Source organism: Streptomyces sp. NRRL S-378 (assembly GCF_000720645.1).
Classification (GTDB): domain Bacteria; phylum Actinomycetota; class Actinomycetes; order Streptomycetales; family Streptomycetaceae; genus Streptomyces.
Genome location: NZ_JOBX01000005.1, coordinates 30,321 through 52,517, shown reverse-complemented (window position 1 = coordinate 52,517; position 22,197 = coordinate 30,321). Strand labels below are relative to the sequence as shown.

The window sequence follows — 22,197 nt, the reverse complement described above, 5'->3', positions numbered from 1 at the left end:
CCCACTCGGCTGTGAATCATGGGCTATGAGTGGTGCTCAACGAAGGTTGGTGACGGCGCCGACCGGTGCCTCCGAAGTAGGAGCTCCACCGCGCTCGAGCCAGCGGTCGACCCAGGCTGGCACGGAGAGAGCAAGCTGCTGCTGGGCAGCGAAGGTCGCCGGGCGGTGCTCCTGGATGCGCTTCAGGCGGTCGCCGTGGCGCTGGATGGCGCGAACCTCCAGCACTCCGGGCCGCTCGGCCAGGCCGGCGGCGACGGTGGTGCACTGGTCGCTGTAGCCGGGCGACAGATGGCAGGTGCAGTGTTCATCCACGGAGGCGAGGGGCAGGCCCCAGCCGGGCGCCGCGAGCAGTGCCATGAGCCGCCCGTGGCCGGTGGTGCCGGAACCTTCCGCGAACGTGGGGTCGATAATCCAGCGTTCGCCACCGCCGCGTTCGTGGTGGCCGAGCCAGCCGGTCACGGCCAGCGGCGCCCCCAGGGTGCGGATCAGACCGACACGGCGCAGCAGCCCGCTGGTCAACCAGGCCGACGCCGCGGTGCCCCGACGGCCCGGCCGCCGGTAGGGGCGCTCAGCCGGGTGCCACCGGGCCGGCATGTCGCGGTGGCACGGCGTCATGCCGTAGGCGCCCATCTGCCGGTCCTGGACGTCGACCGCGCGCAGCCAGTCGTCGGGGTCCAGACCCAGCAGGGTGACGGAGGCGGACGTGTCCAGCACGCGCAGCACCACCAGCCCGCCCTCGACGTGGGTACGGGCCCCGGGCACCCCCTTGATGTCGCCGTACTCGTCGGCGCGCGGCAGCAGCGCCTCGGCCAGGTCCAGAGCCTGGGTCTCCTCCGGGTCGCGCCGCTCGACCGGGTCGGCCTCGAATCGGATCAGGAGGCGGTCGGAGCGCGGGTCGACATATTCGATGCCCCATGGGTGCAGAGTGGTGATTCGACGCCAGGCCAGTGCGGCCATCACCCGGGCCTCCAGCAGCATCTGGTCGGCGACCGGCTGCGGGATCAGCAAGGAGCCAGGCGCGGCGGCTTCGACCCGGCGCCGGGCGGACTGCCAGGGCATCCCGGTGTACAGATGCAGCAGTTCGGCGCGACGTTCGACGGCGGTTGTCTTCATAACTCGAAGCTCCTCAACACCGCGGAGCCGTCCCGACACAGCACGCGCGGCGGAGAGCCACGAAGAACATGCGGACCATGCAGCGGCGCCAGCCGAGTTGGCTTCTCCACGGCGTGCTCGATGTCGGGTCGAGCACAGGGCAGGGACCCCGCCGGGCCCACCGCTCCGGATTTCACCACATCGACCCGGGGCAGGCCCTGGTCGCCGGGGTGACGCGCTGCCGCGTCACCCGAACGCGCAGGCGGACGTTTATCGAATCATCGGGTTATGAAGTGGATCCTCGTCTGCAGGCGGAACGCGTGGGCACCTGTGGTGCTCACAGTGGCCCACTGGCCTGCTCAGTCACATCTCCACGGGCTAGGCGTGGGTCGGGGGTACGTCGTAGCGGCTGACGGCCAGGTACGTCTCCGGCGTCGCTGCTTCGAGAAGACCCTCGTCACCCTCCAGATCAAGCTTCGGTTCCTCGGGACGGCGCAGCAGGTGGCTCCAGTTGCTCGTCGCCCCCCGCTCGTAGGCTTCACGGAGCAGGGGGCGCAGCCGGGGACGGGCTTCCTCCTGCTGCTCGCGGAAGATCTGTCGCCGGGTGAGTCGCTGTTCTTCCTGAGCGTCCTCGCTGAGCCCCGAGTTGTCGGCGAGCTGGTCCTCGGCGCGCAGCCCCGGGGTACGCCGGGCGATGGCGAGGTCTTCCTCGTGGAGGCGCTCGCAGGCGGCGAACAGCTTCCGGGACATGCCGAGGTGGACCTTTGTGCCCGGCGGCGTCCTGAGCCGGGTCGTAGAGCTGGATCAGGGCCCGACGCGAGTCCGGGTCCTCCTTGAGGATCTCGACGACGCGGTGCAGCTGATCCACGTTGCCTGCCCACTTCCGCATCCGCGGCCCGTACGCACCACGCAGGACACCGTCGTCCGCGTACTGCCGGAGACGCGCGTTGTAGTCGAAGATCCACGGGGCGTCCGAGCCGGATAGGTGCCAGACGGTCTCCGCCACCGCGAACGCCGGGTTGATGACACGCGCCGGCGGCGCGTACAGCAGACGGGCCCGCGGCTGGGTCAGCCGCATGTGGACGTCGAGGACCTCGCGGGTCGCCATGTCCCGCGGGCTGACCTTCTCGCCGCTCTTGGCCAGGGCGACCGCGCCGACGAAGAGCTCGGCGACGCTGTCGGCGGTCAGATGTGTCATCGGGCAGAAACTCCTTCACCCTGCGGCCGTCCGGAGTCGGCGCCGCGGGCATCGTGATGGACATGGTGGGAGTGCAGGACATCGCCGTCGGCGCGCCGGGCGATGAGGCGTGCGACCTGGGCGGCGCTGTCGCCGCGCCACCGGCACACCGCGTCCGTCGCCGCCCGGTCGGCGGGCGGGCGCGGATCGCGAAGTGCTCCGAGGGCGTCGGCCACCTCGTCGGCGGTGCTGCACCGCCGTGCGAGGCCGTGATCGGAGAGTCCGAGCGTGCGCTCGTCGGGCGAGCCGAGTTCGAGCACCGGGACCCCGAGCAGCGCGGCCTCGATGCCGCACGTCGAATAGGCGCTTGCCAGGGCGTCGGCGCCGACGAGGCAGCCGCGAGCGCCGACCCGGGGATCGGCCACGGCCACGAGCGGCCGGCCGTCCCGTTGGAGCACGGGAGCGAAGACGTCGACGCTCTGTGCCGGGTGCGGCGCGATGACGAGTCCCCAGTCGCCGGCCTTCCACAGACCGTCCAGGAGGAGGTCGGCATGGGCCTTGAGCCGGTCGGGTCCGAAGGGCTGGCAGGCCCACACCGCGATACGGGCAGGGCCTCGCCGTGGGCTGGGTGACAGCAGGTCCTCCAGGTAACGCCGCTGGGCTTCGCGGCTGAGGCCGGCGAGCGCGTCGAAGCGGGGCTGGCCCAGGACGTGGATCTCAGCGCCAGGGTGGCGCACCCACGCCTTCGCGAGAGGGAGATCCCGTTCACCCATGACGACGATGTCGCGGCTGTGTAGCGCAGGCCATGCGACCGACTCCGCCGTCCAGGCTCCGTGCTGGACATGCACCGCATTCGCGCCATGGCGCTCTGCCACGTGTACAGCCAGTGCACCCAGCGGGCTGGTGTCGTTGCTGACCAGAACGGTGTGCGGCCGGGCTGCGGTGAGGACGCCGTCCAGCCACGTCTCCGCCCGAACCACCGATCGCCACGAGGGCTGCGTGCATCCGCCGCTCGTCTCCAGTAGTACGGACACGAGACGGACCAGCCGGTCCAGTCGAACCTCGTGCTCATCGACCCGAACGACGCGGCCGTCGTCCCGCCGCCTCAGACCGTCCACGGCGCCGGAGAGGTCGAAGAGACCGGTCGGCGGCGAGCACAGGTTCACCCCCGCGACTTCTGAAGCCGGGCACCGCTCCGCCGGGTCGGTCGCCAGGTCCACTACGAGGCTCGGGTGTCCGTTCCTGGCCAGCTCCTCCAGCACCGGCAGCAGAGTGGCCGCGTGACGGGAGGACCACGACAGCGCCACCACTTCACTCAGCGGCAGCTCCGAGGGAGCCGGACCCGGCACCGCTGCGGCCGCCAGGAGAGGAGGGAGGTTGCGTAACTGAGCGGAGCGGAGGGAATTGTGAGGGGCCGCGGCACCGAGCAGATAGGCGATGCCTGACCAGGTGACGGTGTAGGCCCGGTACTCCCGCGAGCTGCTCGACCGCAGCCCGACGAGTCCTTCGTACGGCGCGAGCCTCAGCGGACCTGGAGCCTTGGCGAACGGCCCCCAGGTGCTGAGCGCCGCCAGCTTGCGTACGACCTGCGCCACCAGGCGCCGCGCCGGCACGTGCTGGACGTACAACCACCCCGCGCCACGCGGCGTCCTCGCGAGGTCAGCGCCGTACGCTTCGAGAGCCTCCATCACCTGGTCGACCCGTACTTCCGCTTCCCTCGGGTCGAATGGCAGGGCCTCCAATTCGGACGTGGCCATCCGGTCGGATTTCATGGTCGCGAGCGCGCCCTCGCCGACCAGCGCCCACAGGGGCTTGCCATCGGACGCGAGCTGGGCGATGCCGAGGGCGCTGCGTTTGGGCGGCGTCATACCAGGCTCCCTTCGAGGAGCGGCCCGGTGTCCACAAGCCGCAGCAGGTCCTTCGGCGATTCGGCGACGAAGGGGGCCGGGGAGCTCGGGGTGCCGTAGCCCCAGCCCGCGTGCACGTACGAGACGCCGGCGCGGCGGGCCGCTTCCTGGTCGACTGCCATGTCCCCGACGTACAGCGCGTCGGCCGGGTCGGCGCCGAGGTCGATCAGGGCGAGCATGATCGGGTCCGGTGCGGGTTTGCCCCGCCCCACCCCGTTCGGAGTGCGTACCGTGGCGAACGGGACACCGAGCTGGGCCAGCAGAGGAGTGGCTCGGTCCAACGGCTTGGACGTGACGATCCCCATCCGCCAATCGGCAGCGGCGAAGGCGTGCAGGACCTCCGCGACGCCGTCGAACTGTCGGGCGAGGTTAGAGGCGGCTGTCGACGCCTTCGAGTAGGTCTGGTGGATCGGCTCGGCGTCAGCGAGCCCGAGCTGCTCCATGATGTCGGCGAAGGGCCGGCCCAGGTGGCGCTCGTACTCCTCGAATGGCACATCGAGGCCGTGGTCCTCACACACCTGGCGCCACGCGCTTTCCATAACTGGGCGGGTGTCGACGAGCACGCCGTCCAGGTCGAGCAGCAGCACACGTACGGCTTCGGTGTCGAAGCCCACCCTCGTTCCGCCGGAGAGCGGCATGGGCGAGGGCGTAAACCGGGATGGCATCACGGGTCTCCAAGGGGAGTTGGTCAGGAGGTGATGGGCGACTCGGGGCGCCTCACGAGGGCGATCACCCTCTTGCCGCGTCCATCTTCCGTGGGGCAGGCAGTCCAGGCGTCAGACGTCGCCGACACGAGGTGCAGGCCCCGCCCGCTTGTGGCGTAGAGCGAGGCAATCTGAGGAACCGGGGGCTCCGGGGAGTTGTCTTCGACCTCGATCCCCACAACGCCGGCCTGAAGGGCGAGCGTCAGCGTGATCTCATCGACGGGCTCGCCGTCCGTTCTGGGCAGAAGGACCAGGTCGGCGTCGGGAGTTCGGCCATGCCGCTCGGCGTTGGTGGTGAGCTCACTGACGATCAGCACGGCCTGGTCCAGAAGGTCTTCCACCCCCCACGCCGTCAGCGCCTCGCGGGTGAAGGACCGTGCTCTGCCCGGCGCCCTGTCATTGGCGGCGAGCGTCAGGCTCTTCTGGTGTTCAGGGGCGCTGATGACGCTGCCCAGGCTCTCGATTCGGTCCATGCTCGCCTTCTCACAGCTGATGCTTGAGCCCGCGGAGGACTCGATCGGCGGTTTGGTCGGAGCGGTCGAGGCGGCGGAGGTTGTGCACGACCACGACCAGGACCACCGGCGGGGGATGGTCGAAGTGCCGAACGTCGGACGTCGGAGCGGGATCGAGCCCGTCGCTCGAAGCGGTCCGGGCGTCGGCGCCAGTCGTGTGGCTGGTCTTCACCGGTTTCCTCCCGGACAACGGCGGTTGGTGGTTTCGTTGACCACGAGCGAACCGTGGATCACATTGCGGCGGTATCTCCGGGCGGCTGCCGGGGCCGTCAAACCCGTCAAAGATCGTTTTGGTGAACCGAGGTAGACGATGGCGCGCGAGCGGAACGTGAAGCTGGCCGACGCGATCGCGGAAACAGGCTGGTCGCAGCCAAAGGTGGCGGCTGCCTTCGTGAGGGTCGCGGCCGAGGTAGGAGCGCAAGAACTGCTGGGCACCAGCCGCTCGCACATCGCCATGTGGGTGGCGGGGACACAGCCCTCGGGCAGAGCGCCCCTTATCTTGTGCGAGACGTTGTCCCGGCGGCTCCAACGCCCCATCACTCCTGCTGAGATCGGGCTCTCCATGCCGGACACGGGTGCAGTCACGGCTTCGGAGTGGAACGTCGATACGCTGACTGCGCTGGTAGACCTTGGGAGAAGCGACGTGGACCTCGAACGCCGCCGACTGCTGGCCGGTGCCGCCTACTCGGTGGGCGGCTTGGTCCTGCCCGGACAGCAGTGGTGGGACGAGGCTCCCCAGCGGGCGAAGTCCCGCCCCGCCGCGACGAGCCGCAGAGTCGGGGCCGCAGAAGTCAGTGCCGTCCGTGAGATGACGGAGTTCTTCTCTCGGAGAGACCAGCGCCACGGCGGCATGGACGGCCGTACGGCGCTCTACCAGTACCTCGTCGACGACGTCGCCAGGTACATCGGCGGGGTCTTCGCCAGTGACGACACTCGTCGTGCCCTTCTTGCCGCTGCCGCCGAGGCGGTGTACGTCGCCGGTTGGATGAGCTTCGACGCCTCCCACCACGAGGCCGCGCGGCGTTACTTCACGCTGGCCCTGAAGCTCGCGGCGGAAGCGGACGATGCTCCGCTCGCCGGCCATATCCTGCGGGCGATGGCTCACCAGGCAACGGACCTCGGCCACCCACGGTTTGCCGTCGCACTCGCCACAGCCTCCGTGGCGCGCAAGCGGTACACCCTGGCGACCCCCCGCGAGCGGGCGCTGCTCGGAGTGGTGCAGGCACGCAGCCTGGCCGCCGACGGTCAAAAGCGTGCCGCGATCGCAGCGCTTCTCCGGGCCGAGGACGACCTCGCTGCGGCGGACGTCGGCGACGAGGATCCGAGTCGGGTGTGGTTCTTCCAGCGGGCTTCCCTTGCCCACGAGACCGCCCGCACCCTGTGGACGCTCGGCGATCTCGACGGAGCGCTTAGAGAGTTCAGCAACAGCGTGCTGACGAGGAAGGCCGACACCTTCAGCCGGACCCACGCGGTGACGTTGGGCTACATGGGCACTGTGCAGGCCCGTCAGGGGAACGTGGAGGCCGCGTGCCACACGTGGGCACAGGCCCTGGACGCGATGGAAGGCGTGCAGTCGGGCAGAGCACGCGAGGCAGCCGTGAACATGCGCCGAGTGCTGTCCCCCTTCCGCAATCGGGGAATCAGCGTGGCGGCGGAGATCGACGAGCGCGCCAAGGCCGTACTCGAACGAGTAGCCTGACGGCGCCATGGTGGTGAAGGCGGGCATGCTGTGGTTGACCGGCTTGCCGTGCCGCGAGCGGAGAAGGGGGAACCCGTGTCCACAAAGTCCATCGAGGTGCCGGTGATCGCCGAGGTGATCGGAGGCCACAAGGGGCGGCTCGACGACTTCAAGGGCGGTGTGGAGTCGATCATTCGGCTGCGCCCGGAGTACCCGGAGGAGACGCTGCAGGGGATCGAGGAGTTCTCCCATCTCCAGGTCACCTGGTTCTTCAACTTCGGTTCCCCCGAGGACGTCGCTCTCCACGCGCGCAGCCCCCGGGACAACCCGGAGTGGCCGGCCACGGGAACCTTCGTGCACCACAACCACCGACGTCCGGCCCGGCTCGCGACCTCGTTCCCCAGACTGCTCCGCGTCGACGGACGGGACCTGCACGTCACCGACCTCGATGCCGACGATGGCACCCTGGTGGTGGACCTGGTGGCGGTCTTCGAGGAGTTCCTGCCGCGTGGCACGGTCACCCAGCCCTCGTGGCCCAGCGAGATGCTGAAGGACTACTGGAGGGACGCCGCCGAACGCTGACTCGAGGCATCCTCCGGAACCGCGGCTGGCGGCCCGACGGAACGTGGCCGTCTGAGCGGGCGCCAAGGGCTAGTTGTATTGCCCTGTGAGGTTGGGGACGCGGCTGACGGGTGGTTTGCCTGCGAGCGCGGTGTGTCCGCGGTGGTGATTGTAGGAGTGCAGCCACTGCGGGAACGCGTCGCGTCGTTCCTGCTCTGAGCGGTAGGGGCGGGCGTAGGCCCACTCGTTCAGCAGGGTGCGGTTCAGCCGTTCGACCTTGCCGTTCGTCTCGGGCCGGTAGGGCCGGGTTCGCTTGTGGGCGATCCCGGCCGTGGCCAGCAGGTCTCGCCAGTCGCGGGAGCGGTAGCAGTAACCGTTGTCGGTCAGGACCCGTTCGACGGTGATCCCGCACTCGGCGAAGAAGGCGTGGGCCCGCTGCCAGAAGCCGGTGGCGGTCTCCTTCTTCTCGTCCGGGTGGATCTCGCTGTAGGCGAGGCGGGAGTGGTCGTCGACGGCGGTGTGGATGTAGCTGTAACCGGCGTTCTTGCGGGTCTTGCGGCCTGCTTGCCGGCCGAGGACCTTGTGCCCGCCGCCGTCGGGGATGTTGCCGAGCTTCTTGATGTCCACGTGGACCAACTCGCCTGGCCGTTCACGTTCGTAGCGGCGTATGACCCGGCCGGTTGCCCGGTCCAGATGGGCGAGGCGAGCCAGTCGGTAGCGGGTCAGAACGCGGTGCACGGTCGAAGGGACAAGGCCGAGCAGGTGGGCGATACGGGCCGGTCCCCACCGGCGTGCGAGGCGGACCTTGATGATCCGCCGCTCGGTCCGCGTGGGCGTCCGGCGCGGGCTGGTGTGCGGGCGGGACGACCGGTCGGTCATTCCGGCCTCGCCGAACATGCGGTAGCGGTCCGCCCACCGCTGGGCCGTGGTCGGCGAGACCTGGAAGCGTTCGGCGGCCCGGCGCAGCGGCCAGCCGTCCTCGACCACGCAGCGGGCCAGACGCAGCCGTCCGGTCTCGGTCAGGGGTGCATTACGGTGGGCACGAGGGCCTTTCTGAGAGCCGGTGCAGATGTCGCAATCCACACCGAACCCGGAAGGCCCTCACCCGTTCAAGATCCCTCAGCCGAGACCTGCATCACCCGTCCACAACCTCCCGAGACAGAACAGCTGTAGGAGCCACGCTCCATGTGGACGCCGGCCAGCGTCAGCTCGACCTCACGCCGGTCACCGGGGCGCGGGGATACCGCTGCGGCACCAGCGGCACGCGCTACCTTCAGGTAGCCTCGTTCGCGGCCCAAGGGTATCGGGCCTTGACCCCGGATGTTGAACACACGTCTATGCCGCTCGGGTCAGGGTAGTTGCTGCGGGGTGAAGGTCGCTCTCGTAGGCGATCGGAGACCGCTGGCCGAGGCGGGAGTGCCTGCGTCGGGTGTTGTATCGGGTCAGCCAGCGGAACGCGTCGATCCTGGCCTCGCGCTCGCTCGACCAGGCCTTCCGGCCTTTGAGTGTTTCTCTCTTGAAGGCAGCATTGAAGCTCTCCGCAGCGGCGTTGTCGGCGCTGGACCCGATCGCTCCCATGCTCTGCCGGACCCCTACTGACCTGCAGGTTTCAGCGAAAGCCCGACTCGTATACTGCGAGCCGTGATCGGTGTGCATCACCGCTCCAGTCAGGCTTCCGCGGGTCCGTTTGGCGGCCGTCAGGGCGTCGATGACGAGCTCGGTGCGCATGTGATCGGCGATCGCCCATCCAGCCAGCCGTCGTGAGGCGAGGTCGATGACGGTCGCGAGGTAGAGCGGTTTCGCGCCGCTGACCGGCAGATATGTGATGTCGCCGACGTACTTCGTGTTCACCACGGCCGCGGTGAAGTCACGTCCGATCAGATCCGGGGCCTTCACCGCGGCCTGGTCCGCGACTGTGGTCCGGTGCCGGCGGCGCAGACGGACTCCCTCGAGTCCGATGGCCCGCATGATCCTCGCGACGCGTTTGTGGTTGACCACCGGGCCGCCCTCGTCGCGGAGTTCGGCGGTGATCCTGGGGGCACCGTAGGCGCCGTCGGAGTCCTGGTGGACCTTGCGTATCCGATCCGCGAGCCCGGCCTCGGCGATCTGCCGGGCCGCCCTTGCCGGTGCGGTGCGGCGCCAGTAGTAGAAGCTCGAGCGAGAGGTACCCAGCATCGAACACAACCGCGTGACGCCGAACCGGCGCTGATGGTCTTCAACGAACTGGCAGCGGTTCACCAGCGCGTCTCCCCGGCGAAATACCGGGCCGCCTTGCGGAGAATGTCGCGCTCTTCCTCCAGCTCACGGATCCTCTTCCGGGCTGCCGCCAACTCCGCCTGAACGTCGTCACTGCTGGCTTGCGAGGCGGCCGGCTGTGTCGAGTGGGAGCCGGGGCGGCGCCCGTCGGCAGCCCGGATCCAGTTCCGCAGCGTCTCGGTGTTCACCCCGAGATCAGCGGCGACCGACTTGATCGTTGCTCCCGGCCTCGACCGGTACAACGCGACCGCGTCCGCTTTGAACTCGGCGGGGTAGTGCTTCATCCCCACGGGGACTCCGTTCTCCTGGACCATCAAGATCCAAGTCTCTCCGGTGTCTAAAATCCGGGGTCAAGGCCCATCCGTGGTTTCCCTTCCGTACCTGACGCTCGGTATATGGGATGGCGGGCGCGAGGTCAGCGCCGTGCACTGGACCCTCTCGCGAAATACGGAATCCGAGGCTGTAACCGAAGAACTCCGCGCTGTCGCCTTCCGATACCGCGATTGGCTTGCACGGGTCTGCGGTCGACGCCCTTGAGTACGCCCTACCTCCGAGGCCGTGTCGAATTTACGAGTGCCGCCTCCCTCCGCGGTCGCTGCGGACCCTGCCTTACCCATGGATGGGAATGCTGTAGGGGGCCGAATCCGAGCTTGCAGCACGGCCTCGTCCTCTGTTGACCGTCGGATGGCTGTTTCTCTGCGCCCGAGCAGGGTGTCGAATGCGCTATGCGCGTTGCTCGGGAACAGAGGAAAGCATGGCGTGAGCGATCAGTGGAGGTTCGGACACTGCCGCCTTGCTGAGCGTGTCCGGGCTATGAGGGGCCACAACATCTGGCATTCGCCCACGGCAGACGAAAGAACACCTTGAAAGACTGGATCCCTCTCCCGAAGCTATGTCAACGTACAACACCCCGGAAACACGCGGCTGGCGAGTGGCCCACCGGTTGAATGATCAGGAGCCTCTCCTGTTGACACGCTCACTCAGATCTTTGCGGCTGACCACTCGGTTCCCTTCTTCTTTTGGGCGCTTAACGCCTTGATTGTCTGCTTCTCGGCTCTGCCGGCAAGAATCCCGGATCGGGAAGCCGAGCCATCGCAGCTCAGGGCGGCGGCGTGGACGGCGAGGCGCCAGCGCTCTGCCGCGCGCAGCAATTGATCCAAGACTCCGAGACCAGGGGGCACCTAAGGGCGCACCGGATGGCGTCGTGCGGGGCAGGCATTAGTCAGCTCCTTGGCTGCTGCGAGCGCAACATAGACCAGGATCGCCGGTTAGCCAAACCGGCGATCCTGGTGACCATTGAGGGTGTTCGCATCCGGCTGCGCTTGGCGGTGGAGCCGTCGCGAACACAAGACCGCGCCGCGATTCTGAGAGGAGAACAGAAGCGGCTCTCGTCTCTGCGGCCTTGTGCAATGAACAGCGCTACTCCGTCGCGAGCCGGCAATTCGTTGCCCGCCCGACAGGTCGACTGAACCGTCGCTGGTTGCCCTTCCCATCTCGTTCTCAAGGAACACCCATGCCTGCCCGTTTGCTGTCCGTACCCGCTGTCGCCGCCGCATTGGACGTCGACCGGCGCACCGTCTACCGCTTCATCGCCGCGGGCGAACTGCCGGTCGTCGACCTACGCACCGGAACGGGCCGCTCTCGCGTCCGTATCCCCGCTGACGGGCTGGAGGAGTTCATTACGAGCAGGTCGGCCGCTTCCCCACGCACCCGCCGCTGACCTCTCACTGGCAGCCCGGCCCCTCACTGTCACCGATAAAGGAGTAGTACCGCGTACCTGCGCAAGCTGAAGTCCGGTAAGTGGCAAGCCACCGTACGCAACCGGGCAGGAGACCGGTTCAGCGAGTCATTCCCCCTCAAGGCCCAGGCGCGGGCCTGGGCCGTCGAGCTGGAGACCCAGTTCGCTCGCGGAAGCATGCGCGACCCGCGGGCCGGCGAAATAGCATTCCGCGATTGGCACGACCGATGGTGGAACGCCCGTGTGGTCGAGCCCCACACCTTGCGGGGCGACGCATCCAGTATCAACAACCACGTCATGCCCTACTGGGCGGATTGGGAAATGCGGGCCATCACCCGCATGGACGTCCAGAGCTGGATCCGCGCCCTGATCGAGAAGGGCGCTGGCGCAGCAGCGATCAAGCGGGCCTACAACCTGACGTCCTCCATCATGCGTGCGGCCGTCGACGACGACGTGATCGCGGTGACCCCGTGCCGCAGCATCGACTTGCCTCAGGTCGCGGTAAAGCCGCCGCAGTGGTTCACGCTCGATCAGGCACAGAGCATCCTGGACGAACTGCCCACCGCGTGGCGGACGATGTGCCTGCTCGGCTTCTACACCGGATTGCGCTGGGGCGAGCTGTCCGGCCTTCATCGGCACCGGATCGACCAGCGTCGCTCGCGACTGTTCGTGGTGGAGGTCAACACCAAGAGCGGTATCAAGGAGTACCCGAAGAGCTCCAAGAGCCGCCGGGAGGTTCCGCTGCCGCCCCACGTCCTGGAGGCGCTTGAACGCCACATTCATGGGCTCGACCGCGACGCCGTGGTGTTCACCACCGTCACCAAGGGCCGGGCGGGACGGCTCCTCGACGACGGCAATTGGCGTCGGCAGACCTGGTGGCCGGCTGTAGAAGGTGCCTACTACTTCGATGGCGACGGTGAGCAGCAGCTCGTCCCGCACTATCCGCCGCACTCCATGCGTCACACCTGCGCCTCGTGGCTGGTCCAGAAGGGAGTCTCGCTCTACGAGGTCCAGCACCTTCTCGGCCACGAGAGCTTCCAGACTACCCAGCGCTACGCCCACCTGCAGCCGGACGCACATAAGGCCGTCCTCGGAGCCTGGGAGCGTCTGGACGCTCCGCTGACCGTCGCCGCATAAACGTTGCTTCGCCCTATCTCTTGCCGGACAGGCCGAGGTGTTTGCGCGCTCAAAAGTCCTGCGAGCGCTTCGTCGGGCGACGTCCAATGCCCGTCGCTGTCGTACGGCCAGGGGTGGGCACAGGGATCGGCACGGAGGATGTCGTGCAGAGCCGGACGGCTGGTCAGCGGATTGCTGCTCGGGTGCCTGGCGGACCGCCACGAGCCAGCGGCGCCGCTGCTCGGCCTTGTGGAGTTCTTCCGCCTGCTGCCGGCGGTCGGCCGCTGCGGTCTTTGAGATCGTGGAAGGGGTCGCGCCTTGCCTGATGCAAACGCGACCGGCGTCGGTTCCGTCCGGCGTGGCAGCCTCGAAGACGAGGCTGCCACGCCGGACGGCTCGGAGCTTCTGAGCCGTCCCTGTGCCTACAGGTCGGTGCCGCTGGCTTCCTTCAGGATTTCGATGCTCTCGGGGTCCTTCGGCGCGGAGCGTCGGTACTGGGGGTGGCCAAGGTCCATCTGAAGCGCGGCGTGGAGCGGGGCCGGGTATCGCGTCCGGTCTGACCAGGAGAGCGCCTGGTGGCAGAGCCGAGCCGCGGCAACCGCGAGAGTCTCTCGGTCGTAGCCGTCCCGCGTGTGCATGGGGGTGATCTCCCTGGTGGTCATGCTGTACCAAGGTGCGTTCAGTTCGTTCTCCTTGCGTTCGTCGGCATTCTTCGATGCCTTCCCGGGGTCTGCGCGCCAGCGGGTCTTCCACTGCCCGTGGCGCTTCTTGCCGTAGTTGCGGGGTTCGGTGAACAGGAACCAGGGATGGCCTTCGGGCCGGGATTCCGGGTAGTAGAGGTCGCTGGAGGTCTTGACAGTGACGGTCTTGCCGTTCTTCTGCTTTTCGGTGACGGCGACCAGGCGGGGCATTTCCGCCTGCGCGCAGTTCATGCGGATGATGCTGACCGGGTTCCAGGACGGGGGCAGTCCGCTTGCGGGGAGCCAGAGGCGCGGGTCGCCGGGATCTTTTCCGAGGCCCTGCTTGTTGTTGTGGAGGCCGGGCCATACGCGGCGGCTGGCGTGGCCGTCGATCATCAAGGCGTAGGGCAGGCCGTCGAGCTCGTCGTGGAGCTCTTGGAGAGCGGTGCGGACGTCTTCACCGGCCTGCGCCCAGCGCTGGATTTCGCCGTCGCCGTTTTCAGTGTGAAGAGGGTAGTTGGCGGCGTGGAAGTTGCTCTGCGCGAGGGCGTAGTGCTCCCACTGCGGGTGGATGTTGCTCCAGCCGATCATGTGCCACGGGCCGCCGGGTTCAGGAGAGGGGATGATTGCGCTGGCGGTGATGATCCTTTTGGGCTGGCCCTTGTACTTGCGGTCCGTGGCCTGCTTGCGGATGTGGATGCCGCAGAAGGCCATGCGGGGCAGCGGGTAGGGGTCGTCGTCGGGGTAGAGGGCACGCTCGAAGCGGTCGTCCACGACCCCGCATGAACGGTAAAGGTCCAGCAGACCCATGTAGACGCGGTGGTCTTCAAAGGCTTTCGCGGGCTTCTTGATGATGGTGAAGGTCTTGGTGAACGGGTCATACTCGCGGCCGATGAGGAATTGGGACGGCACTGCGGCCTTGGCCAGCTCCCGTACGACTTGGTGCTTGGCGTCGTTCTCCGCGAGGACGGTCTTCACTTCGGCGGGCTTCATGCCCTCGTGTTCCTCGCCGCGCACTGGGATCTCTGTTTCGCACCAGGCGGCGAGGAGGACGCCGGGTTCTGCGAACGTGCCGGTGATCCTTTGGGCGTCGGTGGCGCGCTGAGTGCCGGGGCCGTGCTCCAGCAGGGATTCGGCGTTGCAGAAGACAGCTTCGATGCCGTCAGCGAGTGGGAATGACTTCTTTCCGTCGGGGTCAGGATCGATGCCCTCCGGGTCCAGGCCGTAGGGGTGGGCGAGGCCGTGGATCATCCGAGTGAGGGTCGCGTCGCGGTACCACAGGCAGAGGATGCGGAGTTTCTTGTATCCGGCTGCCTTGATGGAACGTCGGATACCCTCCGGGGAGGGCTTGCCGATGAGATCGACGTATTCGCCATCCTGCTTCTTCTGTTTCTTCTCTTTCTCCTGGGCGGCGGAGGCGGGCTCGTGGGAACGCTTACCGAAGACGTTCCCCTTCGACTTCAGGTCGAGCGGGGAGACGGCGTCACCGAAGACTCGCTGGATGTGTTCCCGCAGCAGCGAGAGATGGTAGATGCCGGCGCCGGTACCGACAGCGAAGGAGTCCGTCTTCGGCATGGTCGGCTTGATCGCTCCAGGAGGAGGGGTCAGGATGTCGATCCTCTTGCCGTTTTCGTCCCTGACGTTCAGGCGGCTGCGCTCATCGGCCACGCGTTCCTCGATGGCGTTCAGCGACGATCGGTCGGCGTCCATCTTCGCCAGGATTTCCAGCGCGTGCTTGTTCGTCTGTCGCAGACCGCGGCCATCCAGGGACACAGACATGATCGGCCGGTTTGGTCCCTGGTCCACGAGAACGGTGCTGGCGTGGATCACCGTGTTGTTGATGCGCCGGATGTGGGCATCAAGATTCAGGACGGGGTTCGGCTCGGCCGTGTAAGTGGCCATCTTCACCGACAGACGGGACAGCGCGTACTGGACTTGGCTGCGGGTGGGGTTCTCGGGACGGGCCTTGACTGCTTCGGCGAGGTCGACCGGATGGGCGAGGGTGGCGAAGATCGGGCCGATGGGCTGTTCCCAGGCGATCAGGTCACCGTTACTGATGGGCCGGTACTGCAGGGCCGCGACGTTGTCGGAGGGCTGCCAGTCGACGGTCCTGCGTTTCACCTGGCCGTTCGCCGCCTCGTACGCCTCACGGACCGGCTCGACTTCCCGGTCGAGGAGGGGCTTTGACGCCAGCTTCTTGGCGATGTGCCACTTCACCGCCTGATAGGCCCAGCTGTCCGGGCTGGCGGGCTTGCTGTCTTCCTCCTGGAGGATGTTCTTGGCAAGGCTGCGGTGCTCAGGAGCGACGTCCGTGACCAGACGGGCCAAGGTGGGTGGATCCATGAAGGGGATCTCGTCCAGAGGGACACGTCGGACGATGCCTTCCAGGTAGGTGAAGACCGTCCTGAGGCTATCGGGCTCCACAGGGTTGAGCGTCACCATGAAGGCCAGGGTCTTGTCCAGGTAGACGTAGCCATCGGTGATCTGTTGGAGCACGGTGACAGCGATGGAGTAGGGGACCAGGAAGGGGTCGGATTCCTGGACACCCTTGATCCATTTTCCGTTCTGTGAGGCAGTGCTCCCCAGTTCCCGCCAGGCCGTGCGGATGGGCGAGTGGTAGTCGCCGAAGTCCCAGACCAGGGCTGTCATGCCGTCCAGGAGCTCGGGGGTGCACCGGATCGATGTGGTGTGCGCGGTGAGATCCCGCTGCGTGTTGCTTCGCCCCATGAGCGGGGGTACCTCGTCTCTCGGTCTCTCCGTTTGGGAGAGGATGCGGGTCTGCCTCCGCCGCGGCAAGGCGGTGACAGGCATGGTCAGTTCAGAGCGTCTCGCGGTCGAGCCCTGCGTAGGTCAGGAATGCCTGAAGCGCTTGACCGTAGAGCTCATTCATGATGTCGCGCTGTTTCGGCGTCCAGTCGCGGTAGATCTGTTCGATGATCGTGGCCAGGTCGGAGCTGAACTTCTTGTCGTGGATAGAGTGGTCCACGATGTGGAGGGTCATGTCGGTCTCGCCCCGCCGGGCACGGCCGGCGAGCTGGATGAGCAGGACGAGCATGCCTGCGACGAGTTCCTTGCGCAGGTCGTGGTCCATGTTGGAGAACCGGGCCGGGGAGCGAAGGATCTTGGTGAGTTGCTTCCAGGCGGCTTCGCCTGCTGCGCGCAGGACGGCCAGGGGCTCGTCGCTGCCGCCAGCGGGAAGGGTGTTGTAACCGGCGGCGTTGACGCTCGCGTGCAGCCAGTCGGTGTCCTCGATGCTCAGGACAGGCCGGACGCACAGATAGATGTCGCGGACTGCCGAGCGCGTTCCGACGACGATGTTCAGGCCCCGGCCGATGACAGCGAGGGGAGCGATCAGGATCTCTCCGCGGTCGGGGAACTCCTTGAGCTCTTCGCGGACCATCCGGTCCACGTGGGTAGGCAGGTGCTCCTCGTAGTTCTGTTTCTCCGGCTTCTTCACCAGCAGGCAGATCCGGTGGTTCAGCCCGTCGGCCTGTGCCACCCCGGAGGCGAGGTAGGCGGCCTGCTCATAGGAGTTGACGGCGAGGATGACGCGAGCCCGTTCCGGTTCGTGCTTCTCCAGGCGGGCCAGGCGCTTGGCGAGCTGCTGCTCGTACAGGCCCCGGCCGAGATCGCGCAGTGCGTTGGGCTTCAGCTCTGGCGGGAGACCCCCGATCCTCATGGCATCCCCGCTGCGGCCCCGTACAGGCGTGGCTAGGGTGACGATGGACTCCGGACGGGTGTCGGGGAGCCACCAGCGGACCGGGGCATGGATGTGTTCCTGCACGGCCTGTGGTAGGTAGGCGGTGGCGGACAGGCCCATGACCGGACGCTGCACGCCGGCCGCCAGCAGGGCGGTGAGGCCGCCGAGCTCGCTGACGAAGGTGTGCGGATCGCCGCCGAAAGAACGTGACAGGAGTTCCGCTTCCTGCTCCTTCTTGTCCATGCCCTTGACCTGGTAGCCGTGGATGGAGCGGCCCAGCATGGCCAGGGGGTAGAGGGTGGCGACCGTGCTGCTGCGCATGCTCTCAAGGATCTTGCGGACCGATCCCAGGTCGAGATAGCGCAGGGTCTGGGCCTGCATGCGCAGCTCGTCCAGCGCGCTGTCGAGTTCCCGTAGCACGGTGCGGGTGATCAACAGGTTCACCACGGCGGCCTGCTGATGCGCATCGGGCACGAGCTCACGCAGGAGCGTGCGCATCGCGTCGCGAGTGTCGGTGAGGTGGTCCTGGCCGCGCTGCGCGGTGAGGATCGTCAGCGCTGTTTGGATGGCGTCCCAGTCGGCTCCGTCGGGAAGCTCGGCCTCCGCATCCGGTTCGGTCGCGTACCAGCGGGCGGGCATGATCTCGTCGAGGAAGGCGAACAGCTCGGGCGGAACGTCGTCGGCCGCGGTCTGGTCGGGGAACAGGAGCTGAAGGATTTCACGGTCCCTCGAGCGGGCCAGGCGCCAGCCGGTGTTGTCGCGGCTGGCCCCGTCAGGGCTGTCCGCCTGGTTGCCCGGGTTCAACCTGAGCCCGCTGCCTGAGCAGAGCCACAGCAGCAGCATCTCGGCCATGAGCCGGGCGTGGCTGACCGGCGCTGCGAGGGCCATCTCATGGACGACGGGGAGGTTCCTGGCGTCCGAGTCGATTTCCCGCAGCGCGGTCGTCCGTTTCCGGGAAGCCAGAGTGAGCTCCGAGGTACAGCGGCTGATGGCGGCCGTCTGGAAGGCATCGATCTCATCGATCACCAGCGCATCGCAGGCACGGAGCGTCATCTCCAGCACGCTCATGCCCCTGGTGCCACGTGCCTTGCCACGGAACTCCTGCCCGTCCAGGACGACACCGATGCGTGTGCGGCCTTCCAGGAGGTTGGCGTGGTTGGTGACGATCACGGCCGCGTCGGTGGCCCGGTAGAACTGCTGGAACTTGCCGCACACCGGGGCGAAGGAGCAGGTGAGCCGGGTGGAGCCGGTGGCCGCAGAGGTCAGCGAGGTGCAGTTCTCCTCCCCGTACGGGTACAGGGTGGGCGGGTCCATCAACGCCCGCTGCGCGCAGCCGGCCGACAGCAGCGCGATGTCGGTCCTGGCGCGCCGGTCCCATTCGTCGATCTGGGTGGAGGTGCCCAGGGCGGCGTAGTCCATGGCCCGCCGGTGCATGCTCGACGGGGACATCAGCGGAGTGCAGTGAGCGGGCTCGGCTAGGTGCTTGTTCTTGTGCAGATAGGCCAGGTCGTTGTTGATGTCCCAGGCCATGTCCAGGGTGGCGCGGACATCGGTGACGGCGAGGGTGATCCGCCGGTCGTTGAGCGCTGCCCAGGACGCCATGACCCGTACGAGTACCGTTTTGCCGCTACCCGTGGGGGCGTTGAGGACCTGCAGATCTCCGGACGTCAGGTCGAGTTCGGTCAGCTCGCCGTCGGTCGTCTTCATTGCCTTGAAGAAGCGCTTGAGCACCTTGTGCAGGTAGGCAACGCTCTTGTCCTGGCCGCTGAGGATCTTGGCGACATCCAGGAGTTGGTTCACTGTCGGCGCGACCCGGTCGCGCTGCGGGCGGGTGTGCACCTGCGGGAGCACCTCGTGGCCGGGCGCTTCAAGGAAGCCGGGAGTCGCCTGGATATGGATCTCCCTGCTGGTCGTGCCGTGCTCTTGGCCCAGGTAGGCCGTCCTCGTCTTGAGGGTTCCCGGGCCCGCGAACGCCTGCGCCTTGGGGCGCTTGCCGAAGGTGAAGAACGGCCCGGTGACCCGCTGTGCGTAGCCGAGGAAATCCCCTCCCACCCTGGGGATCACCGCCTCGGCCAGCTGCGGGTCTCCGGCCGGCAGCCGCAGCGAACCTCCCGACCTGTCCGCGAGGTCGGGATCGGGGGCCAGGGCGCCTAGGAGTGCGAGGACGGCGGCCCTGAGTTTCTTCGCATCCGTCCATTCGGGAGCCATCAAGGCCATCACCTGCCGGATCAGGTTCCGCTCGGCCACTGGCAAGCTCGCCCATTCCGACCATGCGTGCGGCTTGCGGTGGGCGAAGAACGTGGCCTCTTCGAAGCCGGCCAGGATGCGCCCCTCGTCGTCCTTGCGGGGAAAGTAGTGCGCGGCCAGAGCGAGTGCTCCAGCCAGGCCGGCTTCCTTCCCCGTCATCTCCCCGCTCACGCCTGGCCCTCCTTGATCTGCGTGATGACCATCTCCAGGTAGTCCGTCGCGGTCATCGCCGCCTTCATCCTGTATGTACGGCACACCGCATGGAGCTGGGCCACCTGGTCCTGGCGATGGTCGGGCACCACCAGGTACTCGGCGCCGCCCTTATCGCCGCCGTCCATATGGAGCTTGCTGACCAGGTGATTCGGCCAGGTGTAGTCCTTGAAGTCAGCAAGAAACTGCGGCTGTTCGCTGCCTTCGCGGGTGATCCACAGGTCACACTGGTCCCCGTTGGGCCACAGATGTGATGTCCAGGCGGTCCCCTCCAGGGCCGCCGCGGCGGCTCGGTGCAGCGCCAGTTCGGGCAGGCCAGGGATGACCGTGTAGCGCCACACCGGCCGTACCAGCGCCATGTACTCCGCGGCCGGCTTGGCCTGCGGCACGTGCGGTAGGGCCCCGGTCCACAGGCGTGCGAACCGGCCAGACGGGACCCGGCATTCGAACGTCGGACTCAGCTCGGGGGCCGACTTCTTCCGGGCGGTCACGACGAACTCGTACGACGCGCCCGTCTCCTCATGCCAGGGGTACAGACACCGCACCCTGCCCCTTGTACGAGCGCCCGTGCGGGCAGCGGTCACCTTCATCGGCCACTTGCAGGCAGGGCAGGGCCACCACCAGCCGTTGAACTGCGCGTACTGGGCGATCGGCTTAAAGAAGTCGTTCGCCCGGGACGGCAGCTTGAGCTCCGCGAGACTGCCCGCCGGCACCGTCGGGTTCTCAACCAGCGTGGAGCGGTGCCTCTGGTAGAAGGAGCCCTTGATCGCGCTGAAGACGGCTTCCTGGCTGTACTCGTCATCCAGCTTCGGTTTCGTTACCTGCCCGGTGAACTTGCCGACCTTCTGCGCGGCCCGCAGGACGCGCTGGGCTTCGTGCCGGAAGTCGAACCCGTCCTCCGTGGCGACGCCCTCGCTGTCCATGAGCCGCACGCCGGCGAGAGCCTCGCTGTCGATCCAGTCGGGCAGCAACCCTTCCAGGGAGCCAGCCCGGTCGCCAGTGAGCCTGCCCATCAGTTCGTCGAACAGGATCAGGTGCCCCGGGCCGCATGCCGCCATCAGGATGCCGTGGGCCTCCATGAGGCGTTCCAGGCGTCTCGGCCCGTCCAGTCCCTCGCCGACCATCGCGTGCTCGCACACGGCGAACGCCTTGACGATCTCCAGCAGTGCGTGAGTCTGCTGAATATCCGTTGTGTCGTCAGCTTGCATCACGCGCCGGACCCTACGGCAGGCCACTGACAACGGGCTCTGGAAATCGCGAAAAGAGTTCAGCCAGAGCTCTCGTCGAGGCCCTCGGTGTCGATACTGGGATACAGGCCGCGGTAGGCGTCGAGGTGGTCGATGATGTGGCTCCGCCCGGAGTCGGTGAGGAACCACCGGTACGGTCCATGAGCTACTCCGTCGGGGTGCCGCAACACGATGAAGCCCCGGCTCGGGGTCCGTCCGTCAGGGCTTTGCCCCACCGCCAAGTAATGCGGCCCACGCCCGGCGAGGCTGCCGTCCACCCCCTGCGCCCCGGCGCGCGCGACCCTAACCATGATCTTCCACAGCCACAACGACAGCAGCGGCGCGGGTGGCCCTGCTTCCCGGGGAACCCCGAGGGCCGCACGGGCCACCGCTCGCCCGCGCCGGGTCATCTCCACCCGGGTACGCGGGATATCCCCCAGCCCATCGACATACAGCCGGTCCCGGTACACGACGATCAGGCCCCGCCGCTCCAAAGCGGCCACCGACGATCCAGCTCCGGGGTCATGTACACCCGCTGCGCGCAGCCCCTCCTGAATGCGGGTGTACCCGACTACATCAGACGAGGCGGAAACCGCCAACGTCATGCGCCGCCATTCGGCTGCCGGTCGTTGTTCCGCTCCCACCAAGCGGGCCTGCCGCTGTTCTTCCTCTACCTCCTGGTCGTGACGGAAGATGCACGTCAGATAGGTACGTTGCCGCTCGTTGAGGGCCCTCCATACAGCCATCGACTCCTCGGAAGGCTGACGTGGACGTCGGACGGGAAGCACTGGGAGAGGGCCCTCCGGGCGGCTGCGGCGCCAGGCATCCATCACCACCCGGTCGGGGACTCTATAGACCTGGGCGATCATGTGCGCCACCCTCCCCAGGGTCTCCGGAGATCCCCACATCCGGCCGCGCACACGTCTGCCACGTTCAAGATCGCGGATCTTCTCGGCGCTGATGTGCAGGCCGTGTGCACCACGCTTGCGTCGTAGAGCTGAGGCGGCCTCTTCCGTGCTCAAGCCAGCATCACGACGCAAGTCGGCCAGGCTCTCCGTACCCGGTTCGCGCCCTGTCAGATCCTGCGCACCACATCGCAGAACCTCTAGCAATCGGCCGAAAGCTCGGTCACCAACAGTCCGTGTTCCCGCTTCCCAGTGGCGCACAGCACGTGGCGTAACCCCTACAGCCTCGGCGAGCTGTTGCACGCTCATGTCTCTGAACAGTCGTTGGCGTTGCAGGGCCTGGGGACGGAGGGACTGTGCCATACCGGAAGCAAAACGTAGTGAACAGTTCACTGCAACTGTTCACGACAGGGCGATCCTGATCCCGGCCAAGGCGGTTGCGGGCATCTACCGTCCAGAGCTTCGGGCCATCGCTGGTTGTCCCTTAG

16 protein-coding genes and 2 pseudogenes are annotated in these 22,197 nt (G+C 67.4%); 4 read left to right on the top strand and 14 right to left on the bottom strand.

Features of this window, described 5'->3' with window-relative positions:
* Positions 1 to 36: 36 nt before the first annotated feature.
* From IH80_RS0104970 to IH80_RS0104945, 7 genes and pseudogenes are all read right to left on the bottom strand, one after another.
* Complete coding sequence (locus IH80_RS0104970) at positions 37 to 1,113, bottom strand: hypothetical protein (protein WP_030957997.1); 1,077 nt, start codon at positions 1,111 to 1,113, stop codon at positions 37 to 39.
* Positions 1,114 to 1,470: 357 nt separating this feature from the next.
* Positions 1,471 to 1,842, bottom strand: coding sequence for a hypothetical protein (locus tag IH80_RS0104965; protein ID WP_030957995.1), 372 nt, complete (start codon positions 1,840 to 1,842; stop codon positions 1,471 to 1,473).
* 43 nt (positions 1,843 to 1,885) lie between these two features.
* Positions 1,886 to 2,170 (bottom strand): annotated as a pseudogene (locus tag IH80_RS45695) (thymidylate synthase); the annotation flags it as partial.
* Positions 2,171 to 2,286: 116 nt separating this feature from the next.
* Positions 2,287 to 4,137 carry a hypothetical protein gene (locus IH80_RS0104960; RefSeq protein WP_030957993.1) on the bottom strand — a complete coding sequence of 617 codons (1,851 nt, stop codon included), beginning with the start codon at positions 4,135 to 4,137 and terminating at the stop codon, positions 2,287 to 2,289.
* The gene (locus IH80_RS0104955) at positions 4,134 to 4,814 is read right to left on the bottom strand and encodes an HAD family hydrolase (protein ID WP_234432129.1); all 681 of its coding nucleotides are present in this window, start codon (positions 4,812 to 4,814) and stop codon (positions 4,134 to 4,136) included. The genes IH80_RS0104960 and IH80_RS0104955 overlap by 4 nt, the downstream gene beginning before the upstream one ends.
* 50 nt (positions 4,815 to 4,864) lie before the next feature.
* Positions 4,865 to 5,353, bottom strand: a complete 489-nt coding sequence (locus IH80_RS38855) for an ATP-binding protein (RefSeq protein WP_051808812.1) — start codon at positions 5,351 to 5,353, stop codon at positions 4,865 to 4,867.
* A 10-nt stretch (positions 5,354 to 5,363) separates the two neighbouring features.
* The gene (locus tag IH80_RS0104945; RefSeq protein ID WP_030957989.1) at positions 5,364 to 5,564 is read right to left on the bottom strand and encodes a hypothetical protein; all 201 of its coding nucleotides are present in this window, start codon (positions 5,562 to 5,564) and stop codon (positions 5,364 to 5,366) included.
* Between the two features lie 138 nt (positions 5,565 to 5,702).
* Between IH80_RS0104945 and IH80_RS0104940 the strand changes: the two genes are divergently transcribed.
* Positions 5,703 to 7,091, top strand: a complete 1,389-nt coding sequence (locus tag IH80_RS0104940; RefSeq protein ID WP_030957987.1) for a hypothetical protein — start codon at positions 5,703 to 5,705, stop codon at positions 7,089 to 7,091.
* Positions 7,092 to 7,166: 75 nt separating this feature from the next.
* Positions 7,167 to 7,652, top strand: a complete 486-nt coding sequence (locus IH80_RS0104935; RefSeq protein WP_030957985.1) for a TrmO family methyltransferase domain-containing protein — start codon at positions 7,167 to 7,169, stop codon at positions 7,650 to 7,652.
* 69 nt (positions 7,653 to 7,721) lie between these two features.
* On the opposite strand, the gene IH80_RS0104930 is transcribed toward IH80_RS0104935, so the two are convergent.
* Together IH80_RS0104930 and IH80_RS0104925 are read right to left on the bottom strand one after the other, a co-directional pair.
* Positions 7,722 to 8,702: an IS481 family transposase gene (locus IH80_RS0104930; RefSeq protein WP_030957983.1), complete on the bottom strand. Its 981-nt coding sequence runs from the start codon at positions 8,700 to 8,702 to the stop codon at positions 7,722 to 7,724.
* Between the two features lie 264 nt (positions 8,703 to 8,966).
* A protein-coding gene (locus IH80_RS0104925) for an IS3 family transposase (RefSeq protein ID WP_107056754.1) occupies positions 8,967 to 10,177 on the bottom strand; the annotation gives its coding sequence in 2 pieces (ribosomal slippage) (positions 8,967 to 9,886 and positions 9,886 to 10,177; 1,212 coding nt in all).
* A gap of 1,223 nt (positions 10,178 to 11,400) precedes the next feature.
* Here IH80_RS0104925 and IH80_RS0104915 point away from each other — a divergent pair.
* Together IH80_RS0104915 and IH80_RS0104910 are read left to right on the top strand one after the other, a co-directional pair.
* Positions 11,401 to 11,607 carry a helix-turn-helix domain-containing protein gene (locus IH80_RS0104915; protein WP_030957979.1) on the top strand — a complete coding sequence of 69 codons (207 nt, stop codon included), beginning with the start codon at positions 11,401 to 11,403 and terminating at the stop codon, positions 11,605 to 11,607.
* Between the two features lie 195 nt (positions 11,608 to 11,802).
* Entirely contained in the window at positions 11,803 to 12,762 is a 960-nt protein-coding gene (locus IH80_RS0104910; protein WP_267883509.1) for a tyrosine-type recombinase/integrase, read from the top strand.
* 401 nt (positions 12,763 to 13,163) lie between these two features.
* On the opposite strand, the gene IH80_RS0104905 is transcribed toward IH80_RS0104910, so the two are convergent.
* From IH80_RS0104905 to IH80_RS47085, 5 genes and pseudogenes are all read right to left on the bottom strand, one after another.
* A complete protein-coding gene (locus tag IH80_RS0104905; protein ID WP_030957976.1) occupies positions 13,164 to 16,148 on the bottom strand; it encodes an RNaseH domain-containing protein in 2,985 nt (994 codons plus the stop codon).
* 91 nt (positions 16,149 to 16,239) lie between these two features.
* A complete protein-coding gene (locus IH80_RS0104900) occupies positions 16,240 to 19,539 on the bottom strand; it encodes a hypothetical protein (protein WP_030957974.1) in 3,300 nt (1,099 codons plus the stop codon).
* A complete protein-coding gene (locus IH80_RS0104895) occupies positions 19,536 to 20,786 on the bottom strand; it encodes a hypothetical protein (protein WP_030957973.1) in 1,251 nt (416 codons plus the stop codon). Before IH80_RS0104895 ends, IH80_RS0104900 begins: the two co-directional genes overlap by 4 nt.
* 59 nt (positions 20,787 to 20,845) lie before the next feature.
* Positions 20,846 to 21,673, bottom strand: coding sequence for a hypothetical protein (locus tag IH80_RS0104890; protein ID WP_234432138.1), 828 nt, complete (start codon positions 21,671 to 21,673; stop codon positions 20,846 to 20,848).
* Positions 21,674 to 21,895: 222 nt separating this feature from the next.
* Positions 21,896 to 22,072 (bottom strand): annotated as a pseudogene (locus IH80_RS47085) (helix-turn-helix domain-containing protein); the annotation flags it as partial.
* Positions 22,073 to 22,197: the final 125 nt, after the last annotated feature.

Coding starts and splice junctions, on each gene's coding strand:
- IH80_RS0104940 (WP_030957987.1), top strand. CDS start 5,703: ATGGCGCGCGAGCGGAACGTGAAGCTGGCCGACGCGATCGCGGAAACA.
- IH80_RS0104955 (WP_234432129.1), bottom strand. CDS start 4,814: ATGCCGCTCTCCGGCGGAACGAGGGTGGGCTTCGACACCGAAGCCGTA.
- IH80_RS0104905 (WP_030957976.1), bottom strand. CDS start 16,148: ATGGGGCGAAGCAACACGCAGCGGGATCTCACCGCGCACACCACATCG.
- IH80_RS0104915 (WP_030957979.1), top strand. CDS start 11,401: ATGCCTGCCCGTTTGCTGTCCGTACCCGCTGTCGCCGCCGCATTGGAC.
- IH80_RS0104910 (WP_267883509.1), top strand. CDS start 11,803: ATGCGCGACCCGCGGGCCGGCGAAATAGCATTCCGCGATTGGCACGAC.
- IH80_RS0104960 (WP_030957993.1), bottom strand. CDS start 4,137: ATGACGCCGCCCAAACGCAGCGCCCTCGGCATCGCCCAGCTCGCGTCC.
- IH80_RS0104890 (WP_234432138.1), bottom strand. CDS start 21,673: ATGATCGCCCAGGTCTATAGAGTCCCCGACCGGGTGGTGATGGATGCC.
- IH80_RS38855 (WP_051808812.1), bottom strand. CDS start 5,353: ATGGACCGAATCGAGAGCCTGGGCAGCGTCATCAGCGCCCCTGAACAC.
- IH80_RS0104970 (WP_030957997.1), bottom strand. CDS start 1,113: ATGAAGACAACCGCCGTCGAACGTCGCGCCGAACTGCTGCATCTGTAC.
- IH80_RS0104895 (WP_030957973.1), bottom strand. CDS start 20,786: ATGCAAGCTGACGACACAACGGATATTCAGCAGACTCACGCACTGCTG.
- IH80_RS0104965 (WP_030957995.1), bottom strand. CDS start 1,842: ATGTCCCGGAAGCTGTTCGCCGCCTGCGAGCGCCTCCACGAGGAAGAC.